A 25,311-nucleotide genomic window follows, 5' to 3' on the forward strand; every position below is an offset into this window, starting at 1 on the left:
TATACATTTATAAAATATATGTATATATTAACAAGAGAAATAAAATGAATAAAGAAATCAAGAAATATAACAATTTTATTTGTCAAATTATCAATGAAGATTTTATACAAAATAAAGATTTATCATTTCATACTCGATTTCCACCTGAACCAAATGGATATCTTCATATTGGTCATGCAAAATCAATATGTTTAAATTTTGAATTAGCAAAAATATATAAAGGAAAATGTAATCTTAGATTCGATGATACTAATCCATTAAAAGAAAATATCAAATATATTAATGCTATTCAATATGACATTCACTGGTTAGGTTACAAATGGAATAAAAACCCATTTTATTCTTCACAATATTTTTCAAAACTATATAAATATGCACAAGAATTAATTCAAAAAGGTTTAGCTTATGTAGATCAATTAACAAAAGAACAAATACGTGAATATAGAGGCGATCTCAAAAATCCAGGAATAAATAGTCCATATAGAAATAGAACAGTTCAGGAAAATATAGAACTTTTTGAAAAAATGAGAAATGGTGAATTTAAAGAAGGAGAAGTATGTTTACGAGCTAAAATTAATATGAATTCTTCTTTTCTCATTATGCGTGATCCTGTTTTATATCGTATTATTTTTTCCGAACATCATCAAACTAAAAAACAATGGTGCATATATCCTATGTATGATTTTGCTCATTGTCTATCTGATTCTATTGAAGGAATTACTCATTCTTTATGCACATTAGAGTTTCAAGATAATAAACGTTTATATAACTGGATTTTAAAAAATACAAGTGTTACAAAATATCCTAAACAATATGAGTTTTCTCGACTCAATCTAGAATTTTCACTCTTATCTAAAAGAAAGATAAAAATACTAATTGACAAAAATATTATCAAAGGATGGAACGATCCTCGTATATCTACACTTTCTGGATTAAGAAGAAAAGGATATACACCATCTTCTATCAAAGAATTTTGTCGAAAAATTGGAGTCACTAAACAAAATAATTTAATAGAATTTTCTATGCTAGAACACTGTATTAGAACAGAAATGAATAAGACTGCTATACGCACTATGGCTATATTAGAACCAATTAAAATATTTTTATATAATTTAAATGAAAATCATGAAGAAAAATTGATAGTTCCAAATCACCCAAATAATCCAGAATTAGGCACTCATGAAATTATTTTTACTAACATTATATATATTGAACGTTCAGATTTTAAAGAAAAATATGATAAAAAATATAAAAGATTAAAAATTGGAGAAGAAATACGATTAAGACATGCTTATGTGATAAAAGCAGAAAAAATAGATAAAGATGAACATGATAATATTATTAGTATAATATGTTATTGTGATACAAAAACTTTAGGGAAAAAACCAAAAAATAAAAAAAATCCTTCAGTAATACATTGGATTGCAATAAAAAATTCATTTCCAGCAGAATTTAGATTATATAACCAATTATTTAAAATAAAAAATCCAGAACAAGAAGAAAATTTTTTATCATATATCAATCCAGAATCATTAATAATTAAAAAAGGATTTATTGAAAATAATCTAGCAAAAAAAATTCAAAAAGAAATACACATAAAAAATCAAATAATATTTTTTCAATTTGAAAGGATTGGATATTTCTGTATAGATAATATCGATTCTAAAAAAAACAAATTAATATTTAATCGTACTGTTAGTTTGCGTGATTCGTCGAAATTAAAAAAATAAATTAAAATAAAAAACATTAATAATTAGTATCAGTATATAATCTTAATTATATTTCATAAAAAAAATCAAGTAATCAAATGCTTATAAAAAAATTATTTTAAATTAATTTATTTCAATATGTTTTAAATTATATTAATTTTAATAATATAAAAATTTTTTTATTAATATCTATATTTAAATATAATAAAATTTTTAAATAAACATTTATTTATCTTAACTAACATTTTTATATTTAGCATGAATAAAAATTATATTTTCATCACTGGTGGAGTAGTTTCATCTTTAGGAAAAGGAATCGCAGCTGCTTCATTAGGTGCAATATTAAAAGCACGCAACCTAAAAGTAACAATAATAAAATTAGATCCATATATTAATGTAGATCCCGGAACAATGAGTCCTACCCAACATGGAGAAGTATTTGTTACTGAAGACGGCGCAGAAACAGATTTAGATTTAGGTCACTATGAAAGATTTATTCACACTAAAATGACATGTTTAAACAATTTTACAGCAGGAAGTATTTATTCTCAAGTTTTAAAAAAGGAAAGAAGAGGAGATTATTTAGGTGCCACAATTCAAGTCATACCTCATATCACAAATGCTATTAAAGAAAGAATTGTTTTATGTTCAAAAAATCATAATATTATTCTTGTAGAAATAGGTGGTACTGTTGGAGATATTGAATCTCTTCCATTTTTAGAAGCAATTCGTCAAATGGCAGTTGATATTGGCCGTAAAAATGTTATATATATACATTTAACACTAGTTCCTTATATTTCCACAGCAGGTGAAATTAAGACAAAACCTACTCAACATTCAGTAAAACAACTACTTTCAATAGGAATACAACCAGATATTTTAATATGTCGATCTGAGAAAACTGTTCCTATTAATGAAAGAAAAAAAATTGCATTGTTTTGTAATGTACCAGTTAATGCCGTGATCTCTTTAAGAGATGTTGATTCAATATATAAAATTCCTAACTTATTAAAAAATCAAAAATTAGATGATTATATTTGTAAATATTTTAAATTAAATGTCCCTGAAGCTAATTTATCAGAATGGGCAAAAGTAATTAGTGCAGAAAATAATGCTAATAAAACAATTATTATTGGTATTATTGGAAAATATATTAAATTACCTGATGCTTATAAATCTGTCATTGAAGCTCTGAAACACGCAGGTTTAAAAAATAAAATAAAGGTAAATATACAACTAATTAATTCAGAAAATATAAAAAATAAAAACGTTAAACAACTCAAAAAACTTAATGGCATTTTAATACCTGGTGGTTTTGGCGATCGTGGAATTATCGGGAAACTATTGTCTATACAATACGCACGAGAAAACAATATTCCATATTTTGGTATTTGTTTAGGTATGCAGATAGCAATTATAGAATTCGCACAAAATGTAGTAGGAATAAAAGATGCTAATTCAACAGAATTTGATCCTAAATGTAAATATCCTGTCATTGATTTAATACAAAACATAAATATTCATATATGTAAAAATCATAGCAAAAAAAATAATTTAGGTGGTACCATGAAATTAGGTAGTCAACCTTGTAAGTTAAGCACCAATAGTTTATCTAGAAAATTGTATAATAAAGATGTAATTATAGAGAGACATAGACATCGATATGAAGTGAATAACATTTTATTAAAAAAAATAGAAATAGCAGGATTAAAAGTCACAGGACGTTCTCAAAATAATAATGTAGCAGAAATTATTGAAATTTCTAATCATCCATGGTTTTTAGCATGTCAATTTCATCCTGAATTTACTTCTACACCACGTGATGGACATCCATTATTTATAGATTTTATAAAATCAGCAGGAAAAAACAAAAACAAATAATATAAAATATTTTTATATTAAAAACATTTACAATATGTATTAAGGTAAAAACCATGTCTAAAATTATTAAAGTTATCGCTCGTGAAATAATAGATTCTCGAGGCAATCCTACTATAGAATCTGAAGTACATTTAGAAGGCGGATTTTTTGGATGTGCTTCTTCTCCCTCTGGAGCTTCAACAGGCTCTTTAGAAGCATTAGAATTACGAGATGAAGATAAAAATAGATTTATGGGAAAAGGAGTAAAAAAAGCAGTTACATTAATTAATGAAAAATTATCGAATGCGTTAAAAAATAAAAATGCTCAAAATCAAAAAAATATTGATCAAATTATGATTGATTTAGATGGTACGATCAATAAGTCTAAATTTGGTGCAAATGCTATTTTATCTGTATCTTTAGCGGTTGCAAAAGCAGCTGCTTCATCTAAAAGAATGCCTTTGTATGAACATATTGCAGAAATTAATAATACAAAAGGTATGTTTTCTATGCCTCTTCCTATGATTAACATTATTAATGGTGGAAAACACGCTAGTAATAATATTGATATTCAAGAATTCATGATTCAACCAATTAGCGCAAAAACAATAAAAGATGCTATACGTATGGGATGTGAGATATTTCATGCGTTAGGTCAACTACTAAAAGAAAAAAGAATGAGTACAACAGTAGGAGATGAAGGTGGATATGCCCCCAACTTAAAAACTAATGAAGAAGCTTTCAGCATTATTCAAGATGCTATACACAAAAAAACTAAATATAAATTAGGTGAAGATATACGATTTGCTATAGACTGTGCTGCATCTGAATTATATAATAAAAAGAACAAAAAATACGAATTGAAAGGAGAAAAAAGTGATTTTTCTTCGAAGGAATTTACTCATTATCTAGAACAAATATCTAATAAATATCCTATTGTATCTATTGAAGATGGACAAGATGAATCTGATTGGGAGGGTTTTTTATATCAAACAAATCTCTTAGGAAAAAAAATACAACTAGTAGGAGATGATCTATTTGTTACTAATACAAAAATTTTAAAAAAAGGCATTAAAAAAGGTATTGCAAATTCTATATTAATTAAATTAAACCAAATTGGTACACTAACAGAAACTCTTGAAGCTATAAATATGGCAAAACAAGCAAATTATAATGTAATTATCTCTCATCGATCAGGTGAAACAGAAGACACATATATAGCTGATTTATCTGTCGGAACATCATCAGGACAAATTAAAACTGGTTCTATGAGTCGCTCAGATAGAACAGCTAAATATAACCAATTAATTAGAATAGAAGAAAGATTAGGTAAAAACGCACCTTTTCAAGGATTAAATGGAATTAAACTTACATTTTAATTATTATCAAGTAAAATACAAAAAAAGAATCAGGTATTTTATAATATATGCCTGTTTCTTACCTTGAAAAACATTCTAACTAAAATGAAAAATAGAAAAATATGAATTATCCAATTAACGAAATGTTTCAAACAATACAAGGTGAAGGTTATTATACTGGAACTCCAGCAATCTTTATTCGATTACAAGGCTGTCCAATTCATTGCAAATGGTGTGATACTAAATATACATGGAAATGTTTAAGTGAAAATAAAATTTCTTATGAAGAATTAATTAAAAAAACAACATCGAACCAAAAATGGAGTTATATTAACATAACAAAAATTCTTAAAAATATTCAAATAAAAGAATGGACCGCTAAACATGTAGTAATCACTGGTGGAGAACCATGTATATATAATTTGTTAGATCTTACTGAAAAATTAGAAGAAAAAGGATTTAAATGTCAAATAGAAACTAGTGGAACTAAAAAAATTAAATGTTCTGAAAATACTTGGGTAACAGTGTCACCTAAAAAAGACCAAAAAACATTACACACATCCATATTACGTTCTAATGAGATTAAATATCCTATTTTAAAAGAAGAAGATTTGTTGTATTTAGAAAAAATTTTATTAATAGTCCAGAACAAAAAATATCGAGTTTTTTTACAACCAATTAGTCAAAATCAACAAGCATTAGAAATCTGTATAAAATATTGTACAATAAAAAATTGGCGACTTTCTATACAATTACATAAATATCTTTTAATCAGATAAAGATCTTATGCTTATTTTTTAATTTTATTATCACCTTTATAAATACAACCTGATGTACAAGTTTCTTGAATGATTATAGTACTTAAAAGAGGTAAATTTGGCTTTAAACGAATCCAAATCCATTTGGCTAAGTTTTCACTAGTAGGATTTTCTAAACCAGGTATACGATTTAAAAAATGATGATCTAATTGTTTATAAATAGGTTGAAAGATTGTTTTTAAATCAGAAAAATCTATTATCCAACCAGTTCTTTTTTCAATCTCACCTTCTATTTCTATACGAATTAAAAAAGAATGACCATGTAATCTTCTACATTTGTGCTCTCTAGGAACATAGGGCAAGTAATGTGCGGCTTCTAAATAAAAATTTTTAAATATAGTAGTTTTCATTTATAATAAATATTTAATTTTATTAAAATTACAATAATCATTCTTTTATATCATTTTTAGATAAAACATTCAATGGATTTATAGATTTTCCTTTGTAACGTATTTCAAAATACAATTGTGCTGTTTTCTTCTGAGATAATCCCATTGTCGAAATTTGTTGATTTATACTTACTTTCTCTTCTTGTTTTACTAAAATCATATCATTAAAAGCATAAATACTATGATAATTTTGATTATGTTTTAAAATAATTAATCGACCATATTTTTTAAACATGTCAGTAATAAATACTACTTTTCCTGAAGCTGCAGCAAAAACAGGTTGCCCTTTAAAGCCAAAAAATTCTATTTCTTTATTAGTTGATTTATCATCATATTCATATCGAATATGTTTACTTTTAATAGGCCAGTCCCATTTTTTATCTGAGTTAAAATATTTTTTGTTATTAACTATTTTGTTACAAAACAAACATATTTTACTTGTTTTATATTGTATATATTTTTTAAAAAAACTTGAAGCTTCAAATTTTTTGTTAAATATTGTTTGGCAAGCAGTATATTTTTTTTTATCATTTTTATTTAAATTTATAATAAAGCAATTATTCTTAATTTCATTTATTAAAAAATCTCCTATCCATATTTTTTGACCTATCATGATTTTATAAGGTTTTTTAATAAAATTTACTTTAGACAATTCATAATAACTATGGCCAGATTTTTTAGCAATGGAATAAAGAGTGTCTTTTGGTTTAACAACATAAAACATTTTAAATCGATCTTCTTGAAAAATACCAAAAAAATTTTTATTACTAATATTCAATATATCTTGTTTTATAAAGTTTTTTTTTTAATTTAAACAATGAAAAACATTCATTTTTATTTAAAAAATTTAACTTTTTTTTATTTAAGTAAATATTTGAATAATTTTGATTCTTAATTAATAATGTCTTATTACCTTTCTGAAGAGACATACTTAAAGAAATATTGCAATAAATCAATGATAAACACATAAAAAAAAATTTTAATAACATTATTTATGCCATTTTGATTGTATAAAAGTAAATTTATTTTTTATTCTTTATAAGAATTATAGCAGCGTGACAAGCAATCCCTTCTGCTCTTCCAATACATCCTATCATTTTAGACGTTGTAGTTTTAACACTAATATTATCTATTTTAGTATTTAGATCCAGTGATAAATTAGATCTCATAAAAAATATATAAGAAGACAATTTTGGATATTCTGCAATAATCGTAGTATCAATATTACATATATCATAATTTTTTAATTGAATTCTTTTCCAAATATTTTTTAGTAGTATTCTACTATCAATATTTTTATATTTTTGATTGCTACTAGGAAAAAAAGTTCCAATATCACCCATGGCAGTAGCACCTAATAATGCATCAATTATAGAATGTATCAACACATCACCGTTAGAATGAGCAATAAGACCTTGTTTAAAAGGAATTAAAACGCCACCAATAATCAATGGTTTTTTACTTCCAAAAGCATGTAGATCAAAACCATATCCAATTCTCATGAATATATCCTTTATTATTCATTTTTCATGCATGTTTTTAAATAAAACTCTGCAAAAACTAAGTCTTCTGGAGAAGTAATTTTAATATTATTACAACTCCCTGAGACTAACAATGGATGATACCCACAATATTCTAGTGCTGATGCTTCATCTGTAATAGAAATTTTATCTTTAATAATTTTTCTTAAACAGTATTTTAATATATTGATTTGAAATAATTGAGGAGTTAATGCATGCCATAAATTTTCTCTATGTACAGTATATAAAGATTTATTTTTTTTAAAATTACTATATTTAATGGTATCAGATACAGGTTTTGCTAAAAAGCCACCTACTGGATTATTCTTAATAATAGATATTAATTTTTTTAAATCGTGATAACTTAAACAAGGACGAACAGCATCATGTACTATAATCCAATTAGCATGTTTTGCTATTTTTAATCCTGATAAAACTGAATTTATTCTTTTTTTTCCACCTACAACAGAAGTGACACGACAATGCGATGATATAGACAACTTATGAAAATAATCATCTTTCTGATTTAAACTAACAACAATACGAATTATGTTAGGATGTAATAATAATGTTTTTAAAGTATGTTCAAGTATAGTACGATTGTGAATTTTTATATATTGTTTTGGTAAATCTAATTTCATTCTACTACCTATGCCTGCAGCTGGAACTATAGCTATAATTTTGGGTCTTAATGAGCTCACTAATATCATTTTATATCCAAAATAATATTATCAAAAAATTTTTAATGAATTTAAAAAAATTTTTTCTAAACATTATTGTTTTTAAGACTATTATTTAAATTTTCAATTTCTAATATTATTTGATTATTACGAATATCAAGATCTGCGTTATTTTTTTTTTCTTTTATAACTTTTTTATAGATTTTTACATAATCTAAAACACCGTTTTTTCCTAACCAAAGAGAATATTGGAACCAAATAAGTAAAAATAATAAAAATATCTTTAATATTCTCATATAATTTTCTAAAAAACCATTTTTTATTCTTATAAAAAAAATTTAATCTATTTCAATGGAAGATGTTATACTATTATCATACAATATTTTAATTATTTTTTTAGAATTTTTTTTTAAAGAATCTGTGCCATCTAAAGTCAAATCAGGATTTTCTGGAATTTCATATACATCATTAATACCAGTGAAATTAGATATAATTCCAGCACGAACTTTTTTATATAATTTTTTAGGATCACGATCCTCGCATATATTAATTGGAGTATTTACAAATATTTCTAAAATATTTTGTTTTCCTAACATATTACTAATCATATTTCTTTGGTGTCTATATGGAGAAATAACTGATACTAATGTTATAATACCAATCTCTAACATTATTTTTGCCACTTCACCAATACGTCTAATATTTTCTATGCGATCAATCATTTTAAAACTCAAATCTGAACACAATCCAGATCTAATATTATCGCCATCGAGTACACAAGTATGAAAATTATTGTTAAATAATATTTTTTCTAAATAATTAGCAATACTAGATTTCCCAGAACCCGATAATCCAGTAAACCATATTACAATTGATTTATGACCATATTTTTGTTCACGTTTAACACGCGTAATTAAATTTTTCTGCCAAAAAATATTACTTTGATAGTTACTATTCATTTTAACTAGAAACCTTTTTTACTACCAATTCTGGTATATTCCAATGAGGAAAATGTTTAGAAATAAAAGCATGAAAATCTATTTCGAAATCTTTTTCATTATTATATAATATGCTTTTTTTTATTGCTAAATTACTTTTTATCATTCCTGCACCTACTGTGATGTTTGATAACAAATCGATAAAAATTATGTTACCTGTCATACGATTATTATCATAATTATCAAAAATCATAGGCTCGCTAAATACTATTTTTATTCGTCCAATACTATTTAGAGAAAGAGAGTTGGTTTTTGTTTTTATTAAAGTATTAACATCTCTTTTAAATAAAATTTCTTTTATATAAACACGTGTTTTTTTTCCAGACATCTTGACATTATATGATTCTCCTATTAATAATAGATTGTCTGTCATCCAAACTATATCAATAATAGCTTCTTGAGATGGACATAAAGAAGAATCAATATTTACAAAAAAATCTCCTCGATTAACGTCTATTTCATCTTTTAAAACTATTGTAATGGGTTCACCAATTTCAGCTTTATCTAAATTTTTATCAAAAGTAACGATTCTAGAAATAGAAGAATTTATATTAATAGGTAATATTTTAATGAATTGTCCAACATAAATTGTACCAGATAATAGCATCCCAGAATATCCCCGAAATTCTGAATTAGGACGATTGATATATTGAACTGGAAACCTTATTTCTTCTGAATTGTTTTTACGTTCAATTTTTATTGTTTCTAAAATTTTTAATAATGTTAAGCCATTATACCAAGGCAACAAATTATTTTTAAAAACAATATTTTCACCAACTAAAGCAGATATAGGAATAAAAAAAATATTTAAATCATCTGGAAGTTTTTTAGAAAAGAGAAGAAATTTTTTTTTTATATTAATAAATACTTCTTCTTTGTAGTTTACTAAATCCATTTTATTAATAGCAATAATTAAATATTTAATTCCCAGTAAAGTAGAAATAAAACTATGTCGGTAAGTTTGTTCTGATAAACCTTTTCTAGCATCAACTAACACAATAGATAAATCACAAGTAGACGCTCCAGTTACCATGTTACGAGTATATTGTTCATGACCAGGAGTATCTGCAATTATAAATTTTCTTTTGTTAGTAGAAAAATAGCGATAAGCTACATCAATTGTTATCCCTTGTTCTCGCTCAGATTGTAATCCATCAACTATAAGTGCTAAATCAATTTTATTTCCTTGTGTTCCATGACGTTTACTATCGCTCTTTAACGAAGATAATTGATCATCATAAATTTGTTGCGTATCATGTAATAAACGACCAATTAATGTACTTTTGCCATCATCTACACTTCCACATGTTAAGAATTTTAATAAAGTTTTCTTTTGATGCAAATCTAACCATTCTTGAAAATTATTTTTTTTGTTAATATTCATTTTTTAAATATATCCTCTTATTTAAAAATAACCTTGTCTTTTTTTAAATTCCATTGAACTTTTTTGATCATGATCAATAGCTCGTCCTGTTCTTTCACTAGTTTTAACTGTTAGAGTCTCTTTAATTACTTCTTCAAGAGTTTTAGCTTCTGATTCAATCGCACTAGTTAAAGGCCAACACCCTAAAGTACGAAATCTAACTAATTTTTCTTTTATTACTTCATTAGGAAGAATATTAATACGTTTATCGTCAACCATTATTAATGCCCCATTTCTTTCTAAAACTGAACGGATAGCAGCAAAATAAAGAGGAACAATTTCGATCTTCTCTATAAAAATATATTGCCAAATATCTAATTCAGTCCAATTAGAAAGTGGAAAAACACGAATATTTTCTCCTTTATTTATTTGACCATTATAATTCCACCATAACTCAGGACGTTGTTTTTTTGGATCCCATTGATGAAATGAATCACGAAAAGAATAAATTCGTTCCTTCGATCTTGATTTTTCTTCATCTCGTCTTGCTCCACCAAAAGCAGCATCAAAATTATATTTATTTATAGCTTCTTTTAAACTTTCTGTTTTCATGACATCAGTATATTTACTACCACCGTGTTCAAAAGGATTCAAACCTAATAATTTTCCTTTTAAATTACAATGTACTATTAATTCTACATTTGAAGTATTAGCAATATGATCTCTAAAAGTATACATCTCTTTAAACTTCCATCCAGTATCTATATGCAATAAAGGAAAAGGTACAGATCCAGGATAAAAAGCTTTTTTTGCAAGATGTAACATAACTGAAGAATCTTTTCCAATTGAATATAACATGACAGGATTTTGAAAATCTGCCATTACTTCTCGCATAATATAAATACTTTCTGATTCTAATTGACGTAAATGAGTAGTATTTTTTGTAAACATCAATTTTCCTTAAATAAATTTTATTATTATAAGATCTATTACACATATTTTTAAATACATTTTAATTTTGAAACCATGCAAATTTTTTATGTAAAAGTACGACCTCTCCAATAATTAAAAGAGACGGAGTTACACTGGGTGTAATCATTTTTTCAATATTATCTAAACGTCCTATCACAATTTTTTGATTAATTGTTGTACCTTCACTAATAATAGCTATTGGTGTTGATTTTAATCTCCCAAATTTAATAAGAGTTTTAGAAATTTCATTAGTTTGAAAGGTTCCCATATATATTACTAAAGTATAAGAAGCATCGCATAATATTTTCCAGTTATTTAAAAAACCATTAGTAGATTTATGACCTGTAATAAATATTACGCCCTGTGCATATTTACGATGTGTTAATGGTATTCCAGTATATGCTGCTATACCAATAGCAGAAGTAATACCTGGAACAATTTGAAAATCAATATTTGCATTCTTTACTGCTTCTATTTCTTCACCACCACGTCCAAAAATAAAAGGATCTCCACCTTTTAAACGTACTACTTTTTTGCCTTTTTGCGCTAAAGATATTAATAGTTTATTAATTTTATCTTGAGTAATATTTTTTAAACCAGCGCGTTTTCCAACACAAATACGTTTTGCATCACGACGAATTAAATCTAAAACTTCTTGGGAAATTAAATAATCGTATAAAACAACATCTGCTTGCTGTAATACTTGAAGACCTCTTAAAGTTAATAAACCACTATCTCCTGGACCAGCACCTACTAAGATAATTTCACCTTTTCGTGATGAAATGTCAATTTCATTTATACTTTTTTTTAAAACACTAATTGCTTGACTTTTTTTTCCGTTAAGTATATGTTCAACAAAAATACTCTTAAATAATTTTTCCCAAAAACGACGTCTATCTAAAAAATTAGTAAAATGTTTTTTAATTCTTTCTCTCCATTTACCTGCAATTTTAGCTACTTCTCCAATTCTTATTGGTAACATCGCTTCAATTTTTTCACGTAAGAAACGTAATAAAACAGGAGCTGTGCCTCCAGAAGAAATAGCTATAATTATTGGAGAACGATCAATAATAGAAGGAAAAATAAAAGAACATCTTATTTTTTCATCAACTACGTTTACTAATATAGAGGAATCATTACATACATTAAATATGTACTCATTTAATTGAATATTATTTGTAGCTGCAATGACTAAAAATATTTTATTTAAAAACAATGGTTTGAACTCTTTAGAGAGCCAAACTATTTTTTTTTGATCTAGAAGATGTTGTACTTCAGAAGACAATTCTTTTGCAATAACATTAACTATCGCTTTTGCTCGAAGCAATAGTGTAATCTTATTAAATGCCACTTCTCCAGCGCCAATAACTAAGATATTTTTATTTTTTAAATCTACAAAAATAGGAAGATAATTCACATTTACCTTATTAAAAAAATTTTGATAAATAGAAGGATGTTTAATTTATAAAAAATTTTTGTTATATCTAAAAAAATTGCAAACAAAAAATATTTTATTTTAAAACATAAATTAAAAAAATAGATATTTATAAAATATAGAAAAAAGTAAAAAAAAATAATTTAATATTTTAAAAAAATGAAAATATACTTATATTAAGAATTATTTTGAAATATTAAGGTTTATTTTCATGCAAACCACATTCACGTTTTAATCCAAAAAAACGAGTTTCCTCTTCTAGCATCCCAGATATATGCTTTGAAGTAGTATGTATATCTCCGAGAGAAGAGTATCCATCTTTTGACAACGGATGAACATCTAAATTTTTTGTTTTAAAATATTGATATATTTTATTATTAGACCAATCTAATATAGGTAATATTTTAAAAACTCCTTTTTGAATAGAAAGAAATGGTAACAATTTTCGACTTTTTGATTGATCACGACGTAATCCAGCAAACCATGTTTGTGCTGACAACTGCTTTAAAGCAAAATTCATTGGTTGTACTTTATTAATATCATTATAAAAATTAATACCTTTTATTCCTTTTGTCCATAATTTCCCATATCGTGCTTCTTGCCATGCTGGAGATATTGTTGATCTAAAAACTTGTATATTTAAATTAAATTTTTTGGTTAAAAAATCAATAAAATTATATGTTTGAGGAAATAAATAACCCGTATCAATTAAAATAATAGGAATATCAGGTTTTTGTGCGATTACTAAATCTAACAAAACTATTGATTGAATACCGAAACTAGATGACATAATATGTACAGAAGGTAAATTTTTTAATGCCCAAGAAATACGTTCTTCCGCAGAATAATTTGATATTAAACAATTCAATTCAGATAACATCTTATTTTTTTTTTGAGAATTTAATAATTCAATATTCTTAATATTCAATTTTGACATCACATTTTCTCCAAACTAATTCCAAAAATCATAAACGGGATTAATGATTTCTTTAACAACACCTTTTCTAATAACAAAATCTCCAAATGCTTCTTTTTTTATACGTTCTATAGACCATTCTTTAATTAAAGATTTTAAATAAATTAATATTTCTTTTTCAGTAATGTTTTCTTTATAAATTTTTGCAATACGGCTACCAATGCGATTGCCTCCTATATATAAATTATACCGACCCAGAGATTTTCCAATCAAACCAATTTCAGCCAATAAAGATCTTCCACAACCATTTGGACAGCCAGAAACACGTACAATGATACTTTCTTCTTCTAAACCACACTTAAACATAATATCTTCTAATTGACTAATAAAATGAGATAACATGCGTTCAGCTTCAGCCATGGCTAAAGGACAAGTAGGAAACGAAACACAAGACATAGAATTTTGACGTAAATTACTAATTTTATTAATTAATCCATATGATAAAGCTATTTTTTCAATTTTATCTTTTTTTTGTTCAAGTACTTCAGAAATAATAATATTTTGATTAGATGTGATTCTAAAATTACCGTCATGAATCTCTGCTATTTTAGATAATCCCGATTTTAATAATTGATTATCGTTGTCGTATATTCGTCCATTTTGAATAAATAATGTTAAGTTCCAATAATTATGAATATCTTTAATCCATCCAAATCTATCTCCTCTACTTAAAAAATGATAAGGACGAATCGGTTTAAAACTGACCTTAGCTCGTTTTTCCACTTCTTTTTTAAAAGATTCTAAACTGAATCTATTTATAGTGTATCTAGTTTTTGCATTAGATCGATCAGTACGATCACCCCAATCTCTTTGCGTTGTAACTATAGATTCAGCAAATAATAAAGTATTTTTTACAGATACATAACCCATTTCTGTCGCAAGAAATGGCCATGTGTTTTTATTCCCATGGATAAAAGACAATCCACCACCTATTAAAATGTTAAATCCTATTATTGTTTGATTTTTGACAATAGCAATAAAATTCATATCATTTGCATATAAATCTACATCATTATACGGCGGAACGACAACTGTTGTTTTAAATTTTCTTGGTAAATAAGTTTTTCCTAAAATAGGCTCTTTATCTGTTGTAGAAACTTTTTTTTTATCTAACCAAATTTCTGCATAAGCTTTAGTATGAGGCAACAATAACTCTGAAATTTTTCTAGCCCATTCATAAGCTTCTTTATGAATTAAAGATTCCATTGGATTAGAAGTGCAAAGCACATTTCTATTAACATCATTAGCTGTTGCCAATGAATCTAATTCTATGCGATGCAACATTTTGTGAACATCTTTTAATTTATTTTTTAAAATTCCATGAAATTGAAAAGTTTGACGATTTGTTAGTCTAATTGTACCATATAATGTATTTTTGCTTGCAAAATAATCAATATCCAACCATTTTTTTGCTTTAATAACACCTCCAGGTAACCGGCAACGAAGCATCATTGCATATCGGGGTTCTAATTTTTGTTCATGACGTTCTAAACGTAAATCTCGATCATCTTGCTGATACATACCATGAAATCGAATAAGAGAAAAATTATCTCCACTAAAACCATTAGTAATCTCATTTTTTAAATCTTCAACAATTGTCCCTCTAAGATAATTACTATTTTTTTTTATTCTCTCAGCATCAGTAAGTTTTTGAATAGGTTCTATTATTTTATTTTTTTTATTCATTAATATACATCTCTTTTATAACGTTGATTTAAACGTAAATTATTTAAAAATTCATCAGCATACTCAAGATTCATACCTGTATTTTTACTAATAACATCTAATAATGCTTTTTCCACATCTTTTGCCATTTTAGAAGCATTTCCGCAAACGTATATTTGAGCTCCATCTTGTATCCAAGACCATACTTCTTTACTATTTTCTTTAATTTTATCTTGTATATATACCTTATATTCTTGATCTTGTGACCAAGCCAAACTCATTTTAGTAAGAAGTCCTTTTTTCATATATTGTTGCCATTCTATTTGATATAAAAAATCTTCAGTAAAACAAGGATTTCCAAAAAAAATCCAATTTTTACCTTTAGATCCATCATTGTCTCTTTGTTGCATAAAAGCGCGAAACGGAGCAATACCTGTACCTGAACCAATCATAATAATCGGTGTATTCTGATCTATAGGTAAACGAAAATTATTGTTTTTTTCAATAAAAATTTTTATTGTATCGTCTGGTTTTAGAGACTGTGAAAGATAACCAGAAGCACCTCCTAAATACACATGACCAGAAATTACTTTTTTTACCACTCCAACTGTAATATGAATTTCTTCATCATTTTCATCTTGAGACGAAGAAATAGAATATAATCTAGGTGTTAATGGACGTAATAAATCGATTAATTCTTCTGAAGATATTTTGAATGGATGATCATAAAACATTTTAGATAAAGGAGTTTCAAGAACATAATTTTGAAAATAAATCTCGTTAGAAATAATATTTTTTAAAAATTTATTTTTTGTAAGAAACGCGTACTTTTTCACAATATTTTTAGTATTATTAGTTAATTCAAAATGATTTTTTAAAGCGTCAAAAATAGTGATAGTATTATTACTAATTGTAATTTTATTAAATTCTTTAATAGAAGTTAATTCTAGTATTTTCTTCACTAAATTAGTATCATTTTTATACCAAACACCAAGAGCATCACCTGGTTTATAGTGAATATTTAAATTACGGATATCAATTTCGATATGACGAATATCTTTATTAGAATTGCGACCAGTAATTTTTTGATTTATTGATATAATAGCCGTAGCAGGATTGTTTTTATTATAAACAGAATGTTTAGTTAAAGGATGAATTTCATGTTTTGAAGATGCAAAAGAAACATTATTATTTGAAATATATTTATTAATTGATGCCAGTAATTCTTTAGACCATTTAATATAATCATTTTCATATTCAATATCAGAATCAAATCGGTTAAGTAAAGATTTTCCTCCTAACTCTTGTAATCGTTTATCAAAATCTTTACCTGCTTGACAAAAAAAATTATAAGATGTATCTCCAAGACCAAAAATACTATAATACAAATTTTTTAATTGTGGAGCTTTTTTTGACATTAAAAATTTATATAAAGAAAATGCTTCTTCCGGAGGTTCACCTTCTCCTTGAGTTGAAATAATTAAAATTAATATTTTTTCATCTTGTATCTTTTTAAATTTATAATCAAGAGCATTAATTAAATTAACATTTTTATTGTTATTTTTTAAATATTCATACAGACGTTCAGATAATAACTTTGCATTACCAGTTTGAGAAGCGGATATAATAGTAATACGTTGTTCTGAATTATTTTGATTTATTTGAAGAGAAGGTAAATCAGGTAACTGATTTGCAATTTTCCAAAAATAACCTGACAACCAAGCACATTGAATATTTGAACATGTATTTTCAAGTTTTTTTAAATTATTTAATTGTTCTGAACTTAAGGGAAGTAAAATATCAAACATATTTTGATTTTTCATTGTACTAAATATCCAAATTTCATTTAATGAAACACTCAATGTTATTAATAAAATATAATCTTTTAAAAAATATTAAATTATTTATGAATTTTTTAATAAAAAATTACATATTTTTTTCCAGATCTATTAATTTTTCTTTTGCATGTTGTATGACAATATCAGGCAATCCAGACAATGAAGCTACAGATATACCATAACTTTTTCTTGATACTCCATTTTTAATTTTATATAAAAAAGCTATATGTGAATGATTTTCAAAAGCAGTAAAATGAAAATTTTTTACATATTTATTTGTCAATGACATTTTTGTCAATTCAAAAAAATGAGTGGACAATAATGTCATAGATTTAATTTTATCGATTAAATATTGCGTACACGACCACGCTAAAGATAATCCTTCATTTGTTGAAGTACCTCTACCTAGTTCATCTATTAAAACTAGACTATTACATGTTGCATTATGAAGAATGTTCGATATTTCTGTCATTTCCATCATAAATGTTGAATATCCATTACTTAAATCATCTGCAGAACCAATTCTCGTAAAAATTTTATCAATAACACCAATTAAAGCAAATTTAGCTGGAACGAAACTACCCATCCATGCCATTATTACAATAAGAGCGATTTGACGCATATAAGTACTTTTTCCACCCATATTTGGACCTGTGATCATAATCATTCTTTGATTTTTAGATAAAACAATAGAATTACTTATAAAAGGTGTATTTAAAAAACATTCTACAACAGGATGACGACTATCTAATAAAGAAATACCATATTTTTTAGTCATAATAGGACATACATAATTTAAAGATATAGAACGTTCTGATAAATTTGTTAATACATCTAATTCTGACAATGCTGATGCACTATCTTTTAACCTATCTAAAAACGGAGCTATAATATCAAAAATTTCTTCATATAATTTTCTTTCTAAAGATAGTGCTTGTGTTTCTGCATTCGCAACTTTTTCTTCATGTTTTTTTAATAATGGAATACTATAACGTTCTGTGTTTTTTAATGTTTGTATTCTAATATAATGCTTAGGAATTAAATTAATATGACGTTTATGAACTTGAATATAATATCCAATAATGTTATTAAATCTAATTTTAAACGACTCAATCATTAATTTATTTTTTTCTCGTTGTTCAAATTTTTTTATAAAATCTGCAGAACTTATCTTAATATCTCTTAATTTATCAAGATGAATATTATAATTAGAAGCTATTACACCTCCATCACGAATAAATCGAGATGGATTTATACTAATTGCTTTATTCAATAAAATCAAAATTTCGCTGAAATATCCAATAGATAAACGTATATTTTTAATATGCTTAAATTTTATTTTTTTTAAAATAACGTGTAATTTTGGTAAAATTTGCAATGTAGCACGCATGCGTATAAAATCATGAGGTGAAGCAGTACGTAAAGCCAAACGAGAATAAATTCTTTCTAAATCATTTACTTGACGCAAAATTGATTGAACTTCTTTGTAAAATAACTGTAAAATTTTTACACTTTCATGACGATTTCTTACAATTTTAAAATTTTTCAATGGAGAATGTAACCAACGATTTAACATTCTACTTCCCATAGAAGTCACTGTTTTATTTAATATAGAAGAAAGGGTATTTTTAGTTTCACCTGAAATATTTTGAGTAATTTCCAAACTTTTACGTGTACTAATATGCATGAAAATATTATCTTCCATGTAATTATTTTTTAAATTTCGAATATGAGGTAAAACATTCATGTGCATGAATTTAACATATTGTAGTAAGCATCCAGCAGGGCGTATGATAAAGTCACTTTTCTCTATTCCAAAGCCATTTAAACTACAAGTTTTAAACTGTAAGTTGAGTAACTTATATGCAGTTTCTAAATCAAATTCAAATAATGGACGTTGACGAATACACTTTCTATTCTTAATCAAAAAAACATCTGAAAAATTTTCAGGATACAGTATTTCTTTAGGATTCGTACGTTCAATTTCTGAAAGTAAAGAACTGGGATAAAAATGTCGGGATACACCAAAAAAACCCAAAGAAATATCTAAAATAGCATATGCAAATTGATTATTTTCTTTCCAAATCGCAGCTATAAAATTATCTTCATTTTCTTCTAAAAAAGCTTCATCTGTAATCGTTCCAGGAGTGATGACACGTACTATTTTTCGTGTAATCAATTTTTTTTTAGAAAAATCTTCTTTTACTTGATCACATACTGCAATAGATTCACCTAACTTTACAAGTTTTGATAAATAATATTCTGCCGTATGACATGGAATCCCGGCCATTGGTATAATATTTTTATTTGAATATCCTTTTTTTGTCAAAGTAATTTTTAATAGCTTAGAAATACGTTCTGCATCTTCATAAAACAATTCATAAAAATCCCCCATTTGATAAAACAATAACATATCCGGATATTGTGATTTTAAAGATAAATACTGTTTTATCATTGGTGTATGATTATTTAGATTAAGATCAATATTTATTTTTTTGTGCATCATATGCAATCCATATTTTTTATATGTATGTTTTTTTTTCAAAAAACATATGATATTTTATACAATGTATAAAACTCTATTAGTAATATAATATTTTTATTTTTAAAAACTGATAGTATAAAATCAATCAAAATACGCTTAGGTATAAAATATGAAAAAAATATTTATTATTTTATGGAGTATCTTTTTATCCTATAATGCTATAGCTCATGAATTTAATAATAGAAAAGAATACACTGTTAAAAATAAAAATATGACTCATGTTCCTTATGTAATGGAATTTTTTTCATTTTTTTGTCCATATTGCTATGAATTAGAAAAAACATACAACATAAATCAATTAATAAAAAAAAATATCCATCAAAATATTAAAATACAAAAATATCATGTTAATTTTTTAGGAGGAAAATTTAGTTATATTTTAACAAAATCTTGGATAATAGCACAACAAATAGGAATTGAAGAAAAAATTGTACTACCTCTTTTTAAAGGTATTCAAGAAACTCATACAATTAAAGATATAGATAGTATAAAAAAATTGTTTCAAAAAGAAGCTGGAATTAATCAAAATCAATTCAATAATTTTTGGAATAGTATAACTATAAATATACTAGTACAAAAAAAAAACCAATGTGTAGCTAAATCTCATTTAGATTATGTTCCCATAATGATTATTAATGGAAAATATGTCATTAACTATTCTACATTAGAAAAAAAATTTAAAAAAAATTTTTCTGAAAAATACATTAAACTTATTAAGTTTTTAATTAATAAAGACAGAAATAATAGTATATAATAATTATTTCTGTTAAATTTTTTTATATATAATCAAAAAAATATCTATAAAAAATTATTTTTAAAAAATACAAATATTAATTATTTTAAATTTCAAGAGAAAACATGTGCAGAAGAAAAAACATCCAATTATTATAATAGATGGAACTCTATATCTATATTATTATTATTATGGATTACGTCATTTTGATAATAACTCAGTTACACCATGTAGTGCTATATGGGGTATATTAAAAATGACAAGTAATCTTTTAAAAAAGTATAGTAGTTCAAAAAAAATTATTATTGTGTTTGATTCTTTTAAAAAAACTTTTAGAAACAAGCTGTTTGAAAAATATAAAAACAATAGACCTCCTATGCCAAATGCACTTTATATTCAAATTCAACCGCTTTTTAATATACTTAAAACGATTGGTATTAAAACACTTGCTATTCCAGGAATAGAAGCAGATGATATTATTGGAAGTTTAGCATATCAACTAGAAGAAAAAGGAGAAAAAATATTAATTGTTAGTCATGACAAAGATATGATACAACTTGTTACTAATAATATTAATATATTGCATAAAAAAAATAATTGTATTATTACTCCGGAGACAATAAAAAAAAAATATGGTATTCAACCTAAAGAATTTATTGATTTTCTAGCTTTAATGGGAGATTCTTCAGATAATATTCCAGGTGTTCCTAAAATTGGTATAAAAACTGCACTTTATTTATTAAGTCAATTTTCTAATATTAGAAACATTTATTATAATATTGAAAAAATACCATTTTTAAAATTACGAAATGCTAAAAATATTGCTATCCAATTAAAAAATAATAAAGAAATAGCTTTTCTATCATATCAATTAGCTACAATAAAATTAGATATTCCTATTCATATAACTTCAAAAGAAATGTTTTTAAAAAAATGTTCCATCCAAAATTTATTTAATTTTTTTAAAAACTTTAAACTTATGTAATAGAAGTATTTTTATAAAAAAATCATAATTTTCTCAACTAATTATTAAAATTTTGATTATACCAATCATTTAATTGCAACTCTAACTTTTTAATGCCTATCTTTTTAGTAGATGAAAATAATTCAATTTGAAAAAAATCTAATAATGAATCTAGTTGTTTATATACCATATGCAATTGAATTTTTTGCTGATTAACTGTAATTTTATCACATTTAGTTAAAAGAATTAAAATAGAAATTTTATTATTTTTCGCTATATTAATGATTTTTTGATCAAGTTTTTTTAAAGGATATCTAATATCCATTAATAATACCAAACTTTTTAATTGTATGCGTTGTTCTAAATAATTGTACACTTTTTTTTCCCATTTTTTTCTCACTAATATAGGTGCTTTAGCATAACCATATCCAGGAAGATCAACTATCCTAAAATCCGAAACTACTTTAAAGAAATTAATTAATTGTGTTCTACCAGGAGTTTTACTAAAACGAGCTAATTTTTTTTGACCAGTTAATGAATTAATAGCACTAGATTTTCCTGAATTAGAATAACCAACAAACGCAACTTCAAAACCATCTTGAGTTTCAATATCATGTATGTTGGAATAACTTTTAAAAAATTTTGTTTTTTTATAATCTAATGATTTCACAATTAAATCCTGTTTTCTGAATATTTTAAAAACTATTTTAAAAAATAAATTATTTTTTAAATGTAATATATATACTATTTCTTTAATAATTTATCTTTTTTCTAATTTTTCTATTTGAAAAATTATTTGTTTTATATCTTTTTATCTATAATATTTTAAGAGGAAAAAATGCATCAAAACATAAGAAATATTGCTATTATAGCACATGTAGATCACGGAAAAACTACATTACTTGATAAACTATTGCAACAATCAGGAACATTCCAAGATCATGAAGAAAAGACTGAAAGAGTTATGGACTCGAATGCTTTGGAAAAAGAACGAGGTATTACAATTTTATCTAAAAATACTTCTATAAAATGGGATAATTATAAAATAAATATAGTCGATACCCCTGGACATGCTGATTTTGGTGGTGAAGTCGAACGTGTAATGTCTATGGTAGATTCAGTGTTACTAGTGGTAGATGCATTAGATGGACCAATGCCACAAACACGATTTGTAACTAAAAAAGCATTTAAGTATGGCTTAAATCCTATTGTTGTAATAAATAAAATTGATAGAGTACATGCTCGTCCTGATTGGGTAGTAGACCAAGTTTTTGATCTTTTTGTTAATCTGGATGCTAATGATCAACAACTTGATTTTCCTATTATATATACTTCTGCTGTTCTTGGTACTTCAGGAACAGATTATCTTCATATGAAAGATAATATGATTCCATTATATGAAGCCATAATACAACATGCTCCAGCTCCTAATGTTGATCCTAACGAAAAATTTCAAATGCAAATTTCGCAACTAGATTATAATAATTATTTAGGAGTAATAGGAATTGGTCGTATTAAACAAGGATTTATCAAACCAAACGATCAAATAACTATTGTTGATAATAATGGAAAAAAACGTAATGGAAAAATTAGTAAAGTTTTAAATTACTTCGGATTAAAAAGAATAGAAATTGATAAAGGAGAAGCAGGAGATATTATTGCTATTACAGGGATTAATCAATTAAATATTTCTGATACTATTTGTCATCCTGAAAATTTAAAACCCCTGCCAGAATTAAGTATTGATGAACCTACTGTTAACATGTTTTTTTCTGTTAATACTTCACCTTTTTCAGGACAAGAAGGTAAATATATCACATCTCGTCAAATTTTAGATCGATTAAAAAAAGAACAAATTCACAATGTGGCTTTACAAATTAATGAAACAGAAGACGCAAATATTTTTTCTGTATCTGGACGCGGTGAATTACATTTATCTATATTAATTGAAAATATGCGTCGTGAAGGATTTGAATTAGAAGTATCTCGTCCTAAAATAATTTTTCGTGAGACAGATGGAATCAAAAAAGAACCTTTTGAAAACGTCACTTTAGATATTGAAGAAAAACATCAAGGAAATGTTATGCAGTTTATAGGAGTAAGAAAAGGTGAATTAAAAAATATGACTATGGACTCAAAGGGAAGAGTTCGTCTTGATTATATATTATCTAGTAGAGCGTTAATTGGTTTTCGAACAGAATTTATGAGTATTACTTCTGGAACAGGATTATGTTATTCGTCTTTCAATAAGTATGATGAAGCTCAAAAGAACGATATTGGACAGAGAAAAAATGGAGTTCTAGTATCTAATAATACGGGTGTAGCAGTTGGTTTTTCTTTATTTAATTTACAAGAAAGAGGAAAATTATTCATAGGACATGGTACAAAAGTATATGAAGGACAAATAATAGGGCTTCATAATCGAACTAATGACTTAACAGTAAATTGTTTGACCGGTAAAAAATTAACAAATATGAGAGCTTCTGGAACTGATGAAGCAATAGTTCTTACGACTCCTATTATTTTAACTCTAGAAGAATCATTAGGATTTATTAATGATGATGAACTTGTAGAAGTAACACCTTGTTCCATACGTTTACGTAAACGTTATTTGAAAGAAAATGAAAGAAAAAAAGCTAATCGTAATAAAAACATTTAATTTCAATAAAAAATTATAATATATTATATAATTCTATTTACTCAATAGAATTATATAAAATATATTTCTTTAATATTCTATATATTTCTAAAAAATTAACGTTCTAATAAATTAGAAATTAATATATGAAATTTATTTTTTTGGTGCATTAGACATAAATGCTCAGCAGAAATAATAGTTTTTAAATGCTTTATCGATTTTTTAAAATCATCATTAATGATCAAATAATCATATTCTGAATAATGTTGCATTTCATCTACTGCTTTTTCCATTCTTTTTGAAATTACTGTTTCGCTGTCTTGTCCTCTTGATTTTAACCTTTTATATAACGTATCTTTAGATGGTGGTAACAAAAAAATACTTTTTGATTCAGGCATTTTATATCGAATTTGCTTGGCCCCTTGCCAGTCAATATCGAGAAAAACATCAATTCCAGAAAATAACATTTTTTCAATAAATTGACGTGAAGTTCCATAATAATTATTAAAAACTTTAGCATATTCTAAAAAAGAATCTTTTTTGATCATTCTCTGAAACTCTTTTTTTGATATGAAATAATAATCTTTTCCATGTAATTCACCAGGCCGTATCATTCGAGTAGTATGAGAAATAGATACCTGACTATTATAGACAGACTTTAATTTTAATATTTCTTGAATTAAACTTGATTTTCCTGTTCCACTTGGTGCTGAAATAATAAAAAGAATACCTCGAGACATGATGTTTTAAAAATAATATTAGCTAAAAATTGTATAAAAACAAAAATCTACTTTTATAATTAAAAAAATATTTTATATATATAAAACATAAAATTTTTTTTTTACTTTTT

22 protein-coding genes are annotated in these 25,311 nt (G+C 25.3%); 7 read left to right on the forward strand and 15 right to left on the reverse strand.

What is annotated here, in order from left to right:
* Positions 1 to 44: 44 nt before the first annotated feature.
* From glnS to queE, 4 genes are all read left to right on the forward strand, one after another.
* Positions 45 to 1,730: a glutamine--tRNA ligase gene (glnS, locus tag AB4W64_RS02130; RefSeq protein ID WP_367677852.1), complete on the forward strand. Its 1,686-nt coding sequence runs from the start codon at positions 45 to 47 to the stop codon at positions 1,728 to 1,730.
* 237 nt (positions 1,731 to 1,967) lie between these two features.
* Positions 1,968 to 3,590: a CTP synthase gene (locus AB4W64_RS02135; RefSeq protein WP_367677853.1), complete on the forward strand. Its 1,623-nt coding sequence runs from the start codon at positions 1,968 to 1,970 to the stop codon at positions 3,588 to 3,590.
* Positions 3,591 to 3,643: 53 nt separating this feature from the next.
* Positions 3,644 to 4,948 (forward strand): phosphopyruvate hydratase, encoded by a 1,305-nt coding sequence (eno, locus tag AB4W64_RS02140; protein ID WP_367677854.1) that lies wholly within the window; start codon positions 3,644 to 3,646, stop codon positions 4,946 to 4,948.
* 101 nt (positions 4,949 to 5,049) lie between these two features.
* Positions 5,050 to 5,706 (forward strand): 7-carboxy-7-deazaguanine synthase QueE, encoded by a 657-nt coding sequence (gene queE, locus AB4W64_RS02145; RefSeq protein WP_367677855.1) that lies wholly within the window; start codon positions 5,050 to 5,052, stop codon positions 5,704 to 5,706.
* A gap of 11 nt (positions 5,707 to 5,717) precedes the next feature.
* Here the strand turns inward: queE and queD are convergent, their stop codons facing one another.
* The 13 genes from queD to mutS form a co-directional block, all read right to left on the reverse strand.
* The gene (gene queD, locus AB4W64_RS02150; RefSeq protein WP_367677856.1) at positions 5,718 to 6,095 is read right to left on the reverse strand and encodes a 6-carboxytetrahydropterin synthase QueD; all 378 of its coding nucleotides are present in this window, start codon (positions 6,093 to 6,095) and stop codon (positions 5,718 to 5,720) included.
* Positions 6,096 to 6,132: 37 nt separating this feature from the next.
* The gene (locus tag AB4W64_RS02155) at positions 6,133 to 6,912 is read right to left on the reverse strand and encodes a peptidoglycan DD-metalloendopeptidase family protein (protein WP_367677857.1); all 780 of its coding nucleotides are present in this window, start codon (positions 6,910 to 6,912) and stop codon (positions 6,133 to 6,135) included.
* 244 nt (positions 6,913 to 7,156) lie between these two features.
* The gene (gene ispF, locus AB4W64_RS02160) at positions 7,157 to 7,636 is read right to left on the reverse strand and encodes a 2-C-methyl-D-erythritol 2,4-cyclodiphosphate synthase (RefSeq protein ID WP_367677858.1); all 480 of its coding nucleotides are present in this window, start codon (positions 7,634 to 7,636) and stop codon (positions 7,157 to 7,159) included.
* Positions 7,637 to 7,650: 14 nt separating this feature from the next.
* On the reverse strand, positions 7,651 to 8,364 hold the full coding sequence (gene ispD / locus AB4W64_RS02165) for a 2-C-methyl-D-erythritol 4-phosphate cytidylyltransferase (protein WP_367677859.1): 714 nt from the start codon (positions 8,362 to 8,364) through the stop codon (positions 7,651 to 7,653).
* A 56-nt stretch (positions 8,365 to 8,420) separates the two neighbouring features.
* On the reverse strand, positions 8,421 to 8,630 hold the full coding sequence (locus AB4W64_RS02170) for a septum formation initiator family protein (protein WP_367677860.1): 210 nt from the start codon (positions 8,628 to 8,630) through the stop codon (positions 8,421 to 8,423).
* A gap of 42 nt (positions 8,631 to 8,672) precedes the next feature.
* On the reverse strand, positions 8,673 to 9,293 hold the full coding sequence (gene cysC / locus AB4W64_RS02175) for an adenylyl-sulfate kinase (protein WP_367677861.1): 621 nt from the start codon (positions 9,291 to 9,293) through the stop codon (positions 8,673 to 8,675).
* Between the two features lies 1 nt (position 9,294).
* The gene (gene cysN / locus AB4W64_RS02180) at positions 9,295 to 10,716 is read right to left on the reverse strand and encodes a sulfate adenylyltransferase subunit CysN (protein ID WP_367677862.1); all 1,422 of its coding nucleotides are present in this window, start codon (positions 10,714 to 10,716) and stop codon (positions 9,295 to 9,297) included.
* Positions 10,717 to 10,737: 21 nt separating this feature from the next.
* On the reverse strand, positions 10,738 to 11,646 hold the full coding sequence (gene cysD, locus AB4W64_RS02185; RefSeq protein ID WP_367677863.1) for a sulfate adenylyltransferase subunit CysD: 909 nt from the start codon (positions 11,644 to 11,646) through the stop codon (positions 10,738 to 10,740).
* A gap of 61 nt (positions 11,647 to 11,707) precedes the next feature.
* Positions 11,708 to 13,084 (reverse strand): siroheme synthase CysG, encoded by a 1,377-nt coding sequence (cysG, locus tag AB4W64_RS02190; protein ID WP_367677864.1) that lies wholly within the window; start codon positions 13,082 to 13,084, stop codon positions 11,708 to 11,710.
* Positions 13,085 to 13,298: 214 nt separating this feature from the next.
* Complete coding sequence (locus tag AB4W64_RS02195) at positions 13,299 to 14,039, reverse strand: phosphoadenylyl-sulfate reductase (RefSeq protein WP_367677865.1); 741 nt, start codon at positions 14,037 to 14,039, stop codon at positions 13,299 to 13,301.
* A gap of 15 nt (positions 14,040 to 14,054) precedes the next feature.
* The gene (cysI, locus tag AB4W64_RS02200) at positions 14,055 to 15,764 is read right to left on the reverse strand and encodes an assimilatory sulfite reductase (NADPH) hemoprotein subunit (RefSeq protein ID WP_367677866.1); all 1,710 of its coding nucleotides are present in this window, start codon (positions 15,762 to 15,764) and stop codon (positions 14,055 to 14,057) included.
* A complete protein-coding gene (locus tag AB4W64_RS02205; RefSeq protein ID WP_367677867.1) occupies positions 15,764 to 17,566 on the reverse strand; it encodes an assimilatory sulfite reductase (NADPH) flavoprotein subunit in 1,803 nt (600 codons plus the stop codon). The genes cysI and AB4W64_RS02205 overlap by 1 nt, the downstream gene beginning before the upstream one ends.
* Before the next feature lie 103 nt (positions 17,567 to 17,669).
* Positions 17,670 to 20,084 (reverse strand): DNA mismatch repair protein MutS, encoded by a 2,415-nt coding sequence (mutS, locus tag AB4W64_RS02210; RefSeq protein WP_367678298.1) that lies wholly within the window; start codon positions 20,082 to 20,084, stop codon positions 17,670 to 17,672.
* Positions 20,085 to 20,235: 151 nt separating this feature from the next.
* Between mutS and AB4W64_RS02215 the strand changes: the two genes are divergently transcribed.
* Positions 20,236 to 20,880: a DsbA family protein gene (locus tag AB4W64_RS02215; RefSeq protein WP_367677868.1), complete on the forward strand. Its 645-nt coding sequence runs from the start codon at positions 20,236 to 20,238 to the stop codon at positions 20,878 to 20,880.
* A gap of 106 nt (positions 20,881 to 20,986) precedes the next feature.
* Complete coding sequence (locus AB4W64_RS02220; protein WP_367677869.1) at positions 20,987 to 21,844, forward strand: 5'-3' exonuclease; 858 nt, start codon at positions 20,987 to 20,989, stop codon at positions 21,842 to 21,844.
* A 37-nt stretch (positions 21,845 to 21,881) separates the two neighbouring features.
* Here AB4W64_RS02220 and yihA read toward each other — a convergent pair whose 3' ends face one another.
* Positions 21,882 to 22,493: a ribosome biogenesis GTP-binding protein YihA/YsxC gene (yihA, locus tag AB4W64_RS02225; protein ID WP_367677870.1), complete on the reverse strand. Its 612-nt coding sequence runs from the start codon at positions 22,491 to 22,493 to the stop codon at positions 21,882 to 21,884.
* Between the two features lie 168 nt (positions 22,494 to 22,661).
* On the opposite strand from yihA, the gene typA reads away from it, so the two are divergent.
* Positions 22,662 to 24,482 (forward strand): translational GTPase TypA, encoded by a 1,821-nt coding sequence (typA, locus tag AB4W64_RS02230; RefSeq protein WP_367677871.1) that lies wholly within the window; start codon positions 22,662 to 22,664, stop codon positions 24,480 to 24,482.
* Between the two features lie 95 nt (positions 24,483 to 24,577).
* Here the strand turns inward: typA and gmk are convergent, their stop codons facing one another.
* On the reverse strand, positions 24,578 to 25,201 hold the full coding sequence (gene gmk / locus AB4W64_RS02235) for a guanylate kinase (protein ID WP_367677872.1): 624 nt from the start codon (positions 25,199 to 25,201) through the stop codon (positions 24,578 to 24,580).
* Positions 25,202 to 25,311 lie beyond the last annotated feature (110 nt).

The organism is Buchnera aphidicola (Brachycaudus tragopogonis) (assembly GCF_964059175.1).
Lineage (GTDB): Bacteria > Pseudomonadota > Gammaproteobacteria > Enterobacterales > Enterobacteriaceae > Buchnera > Buchnera aphidicola_BM.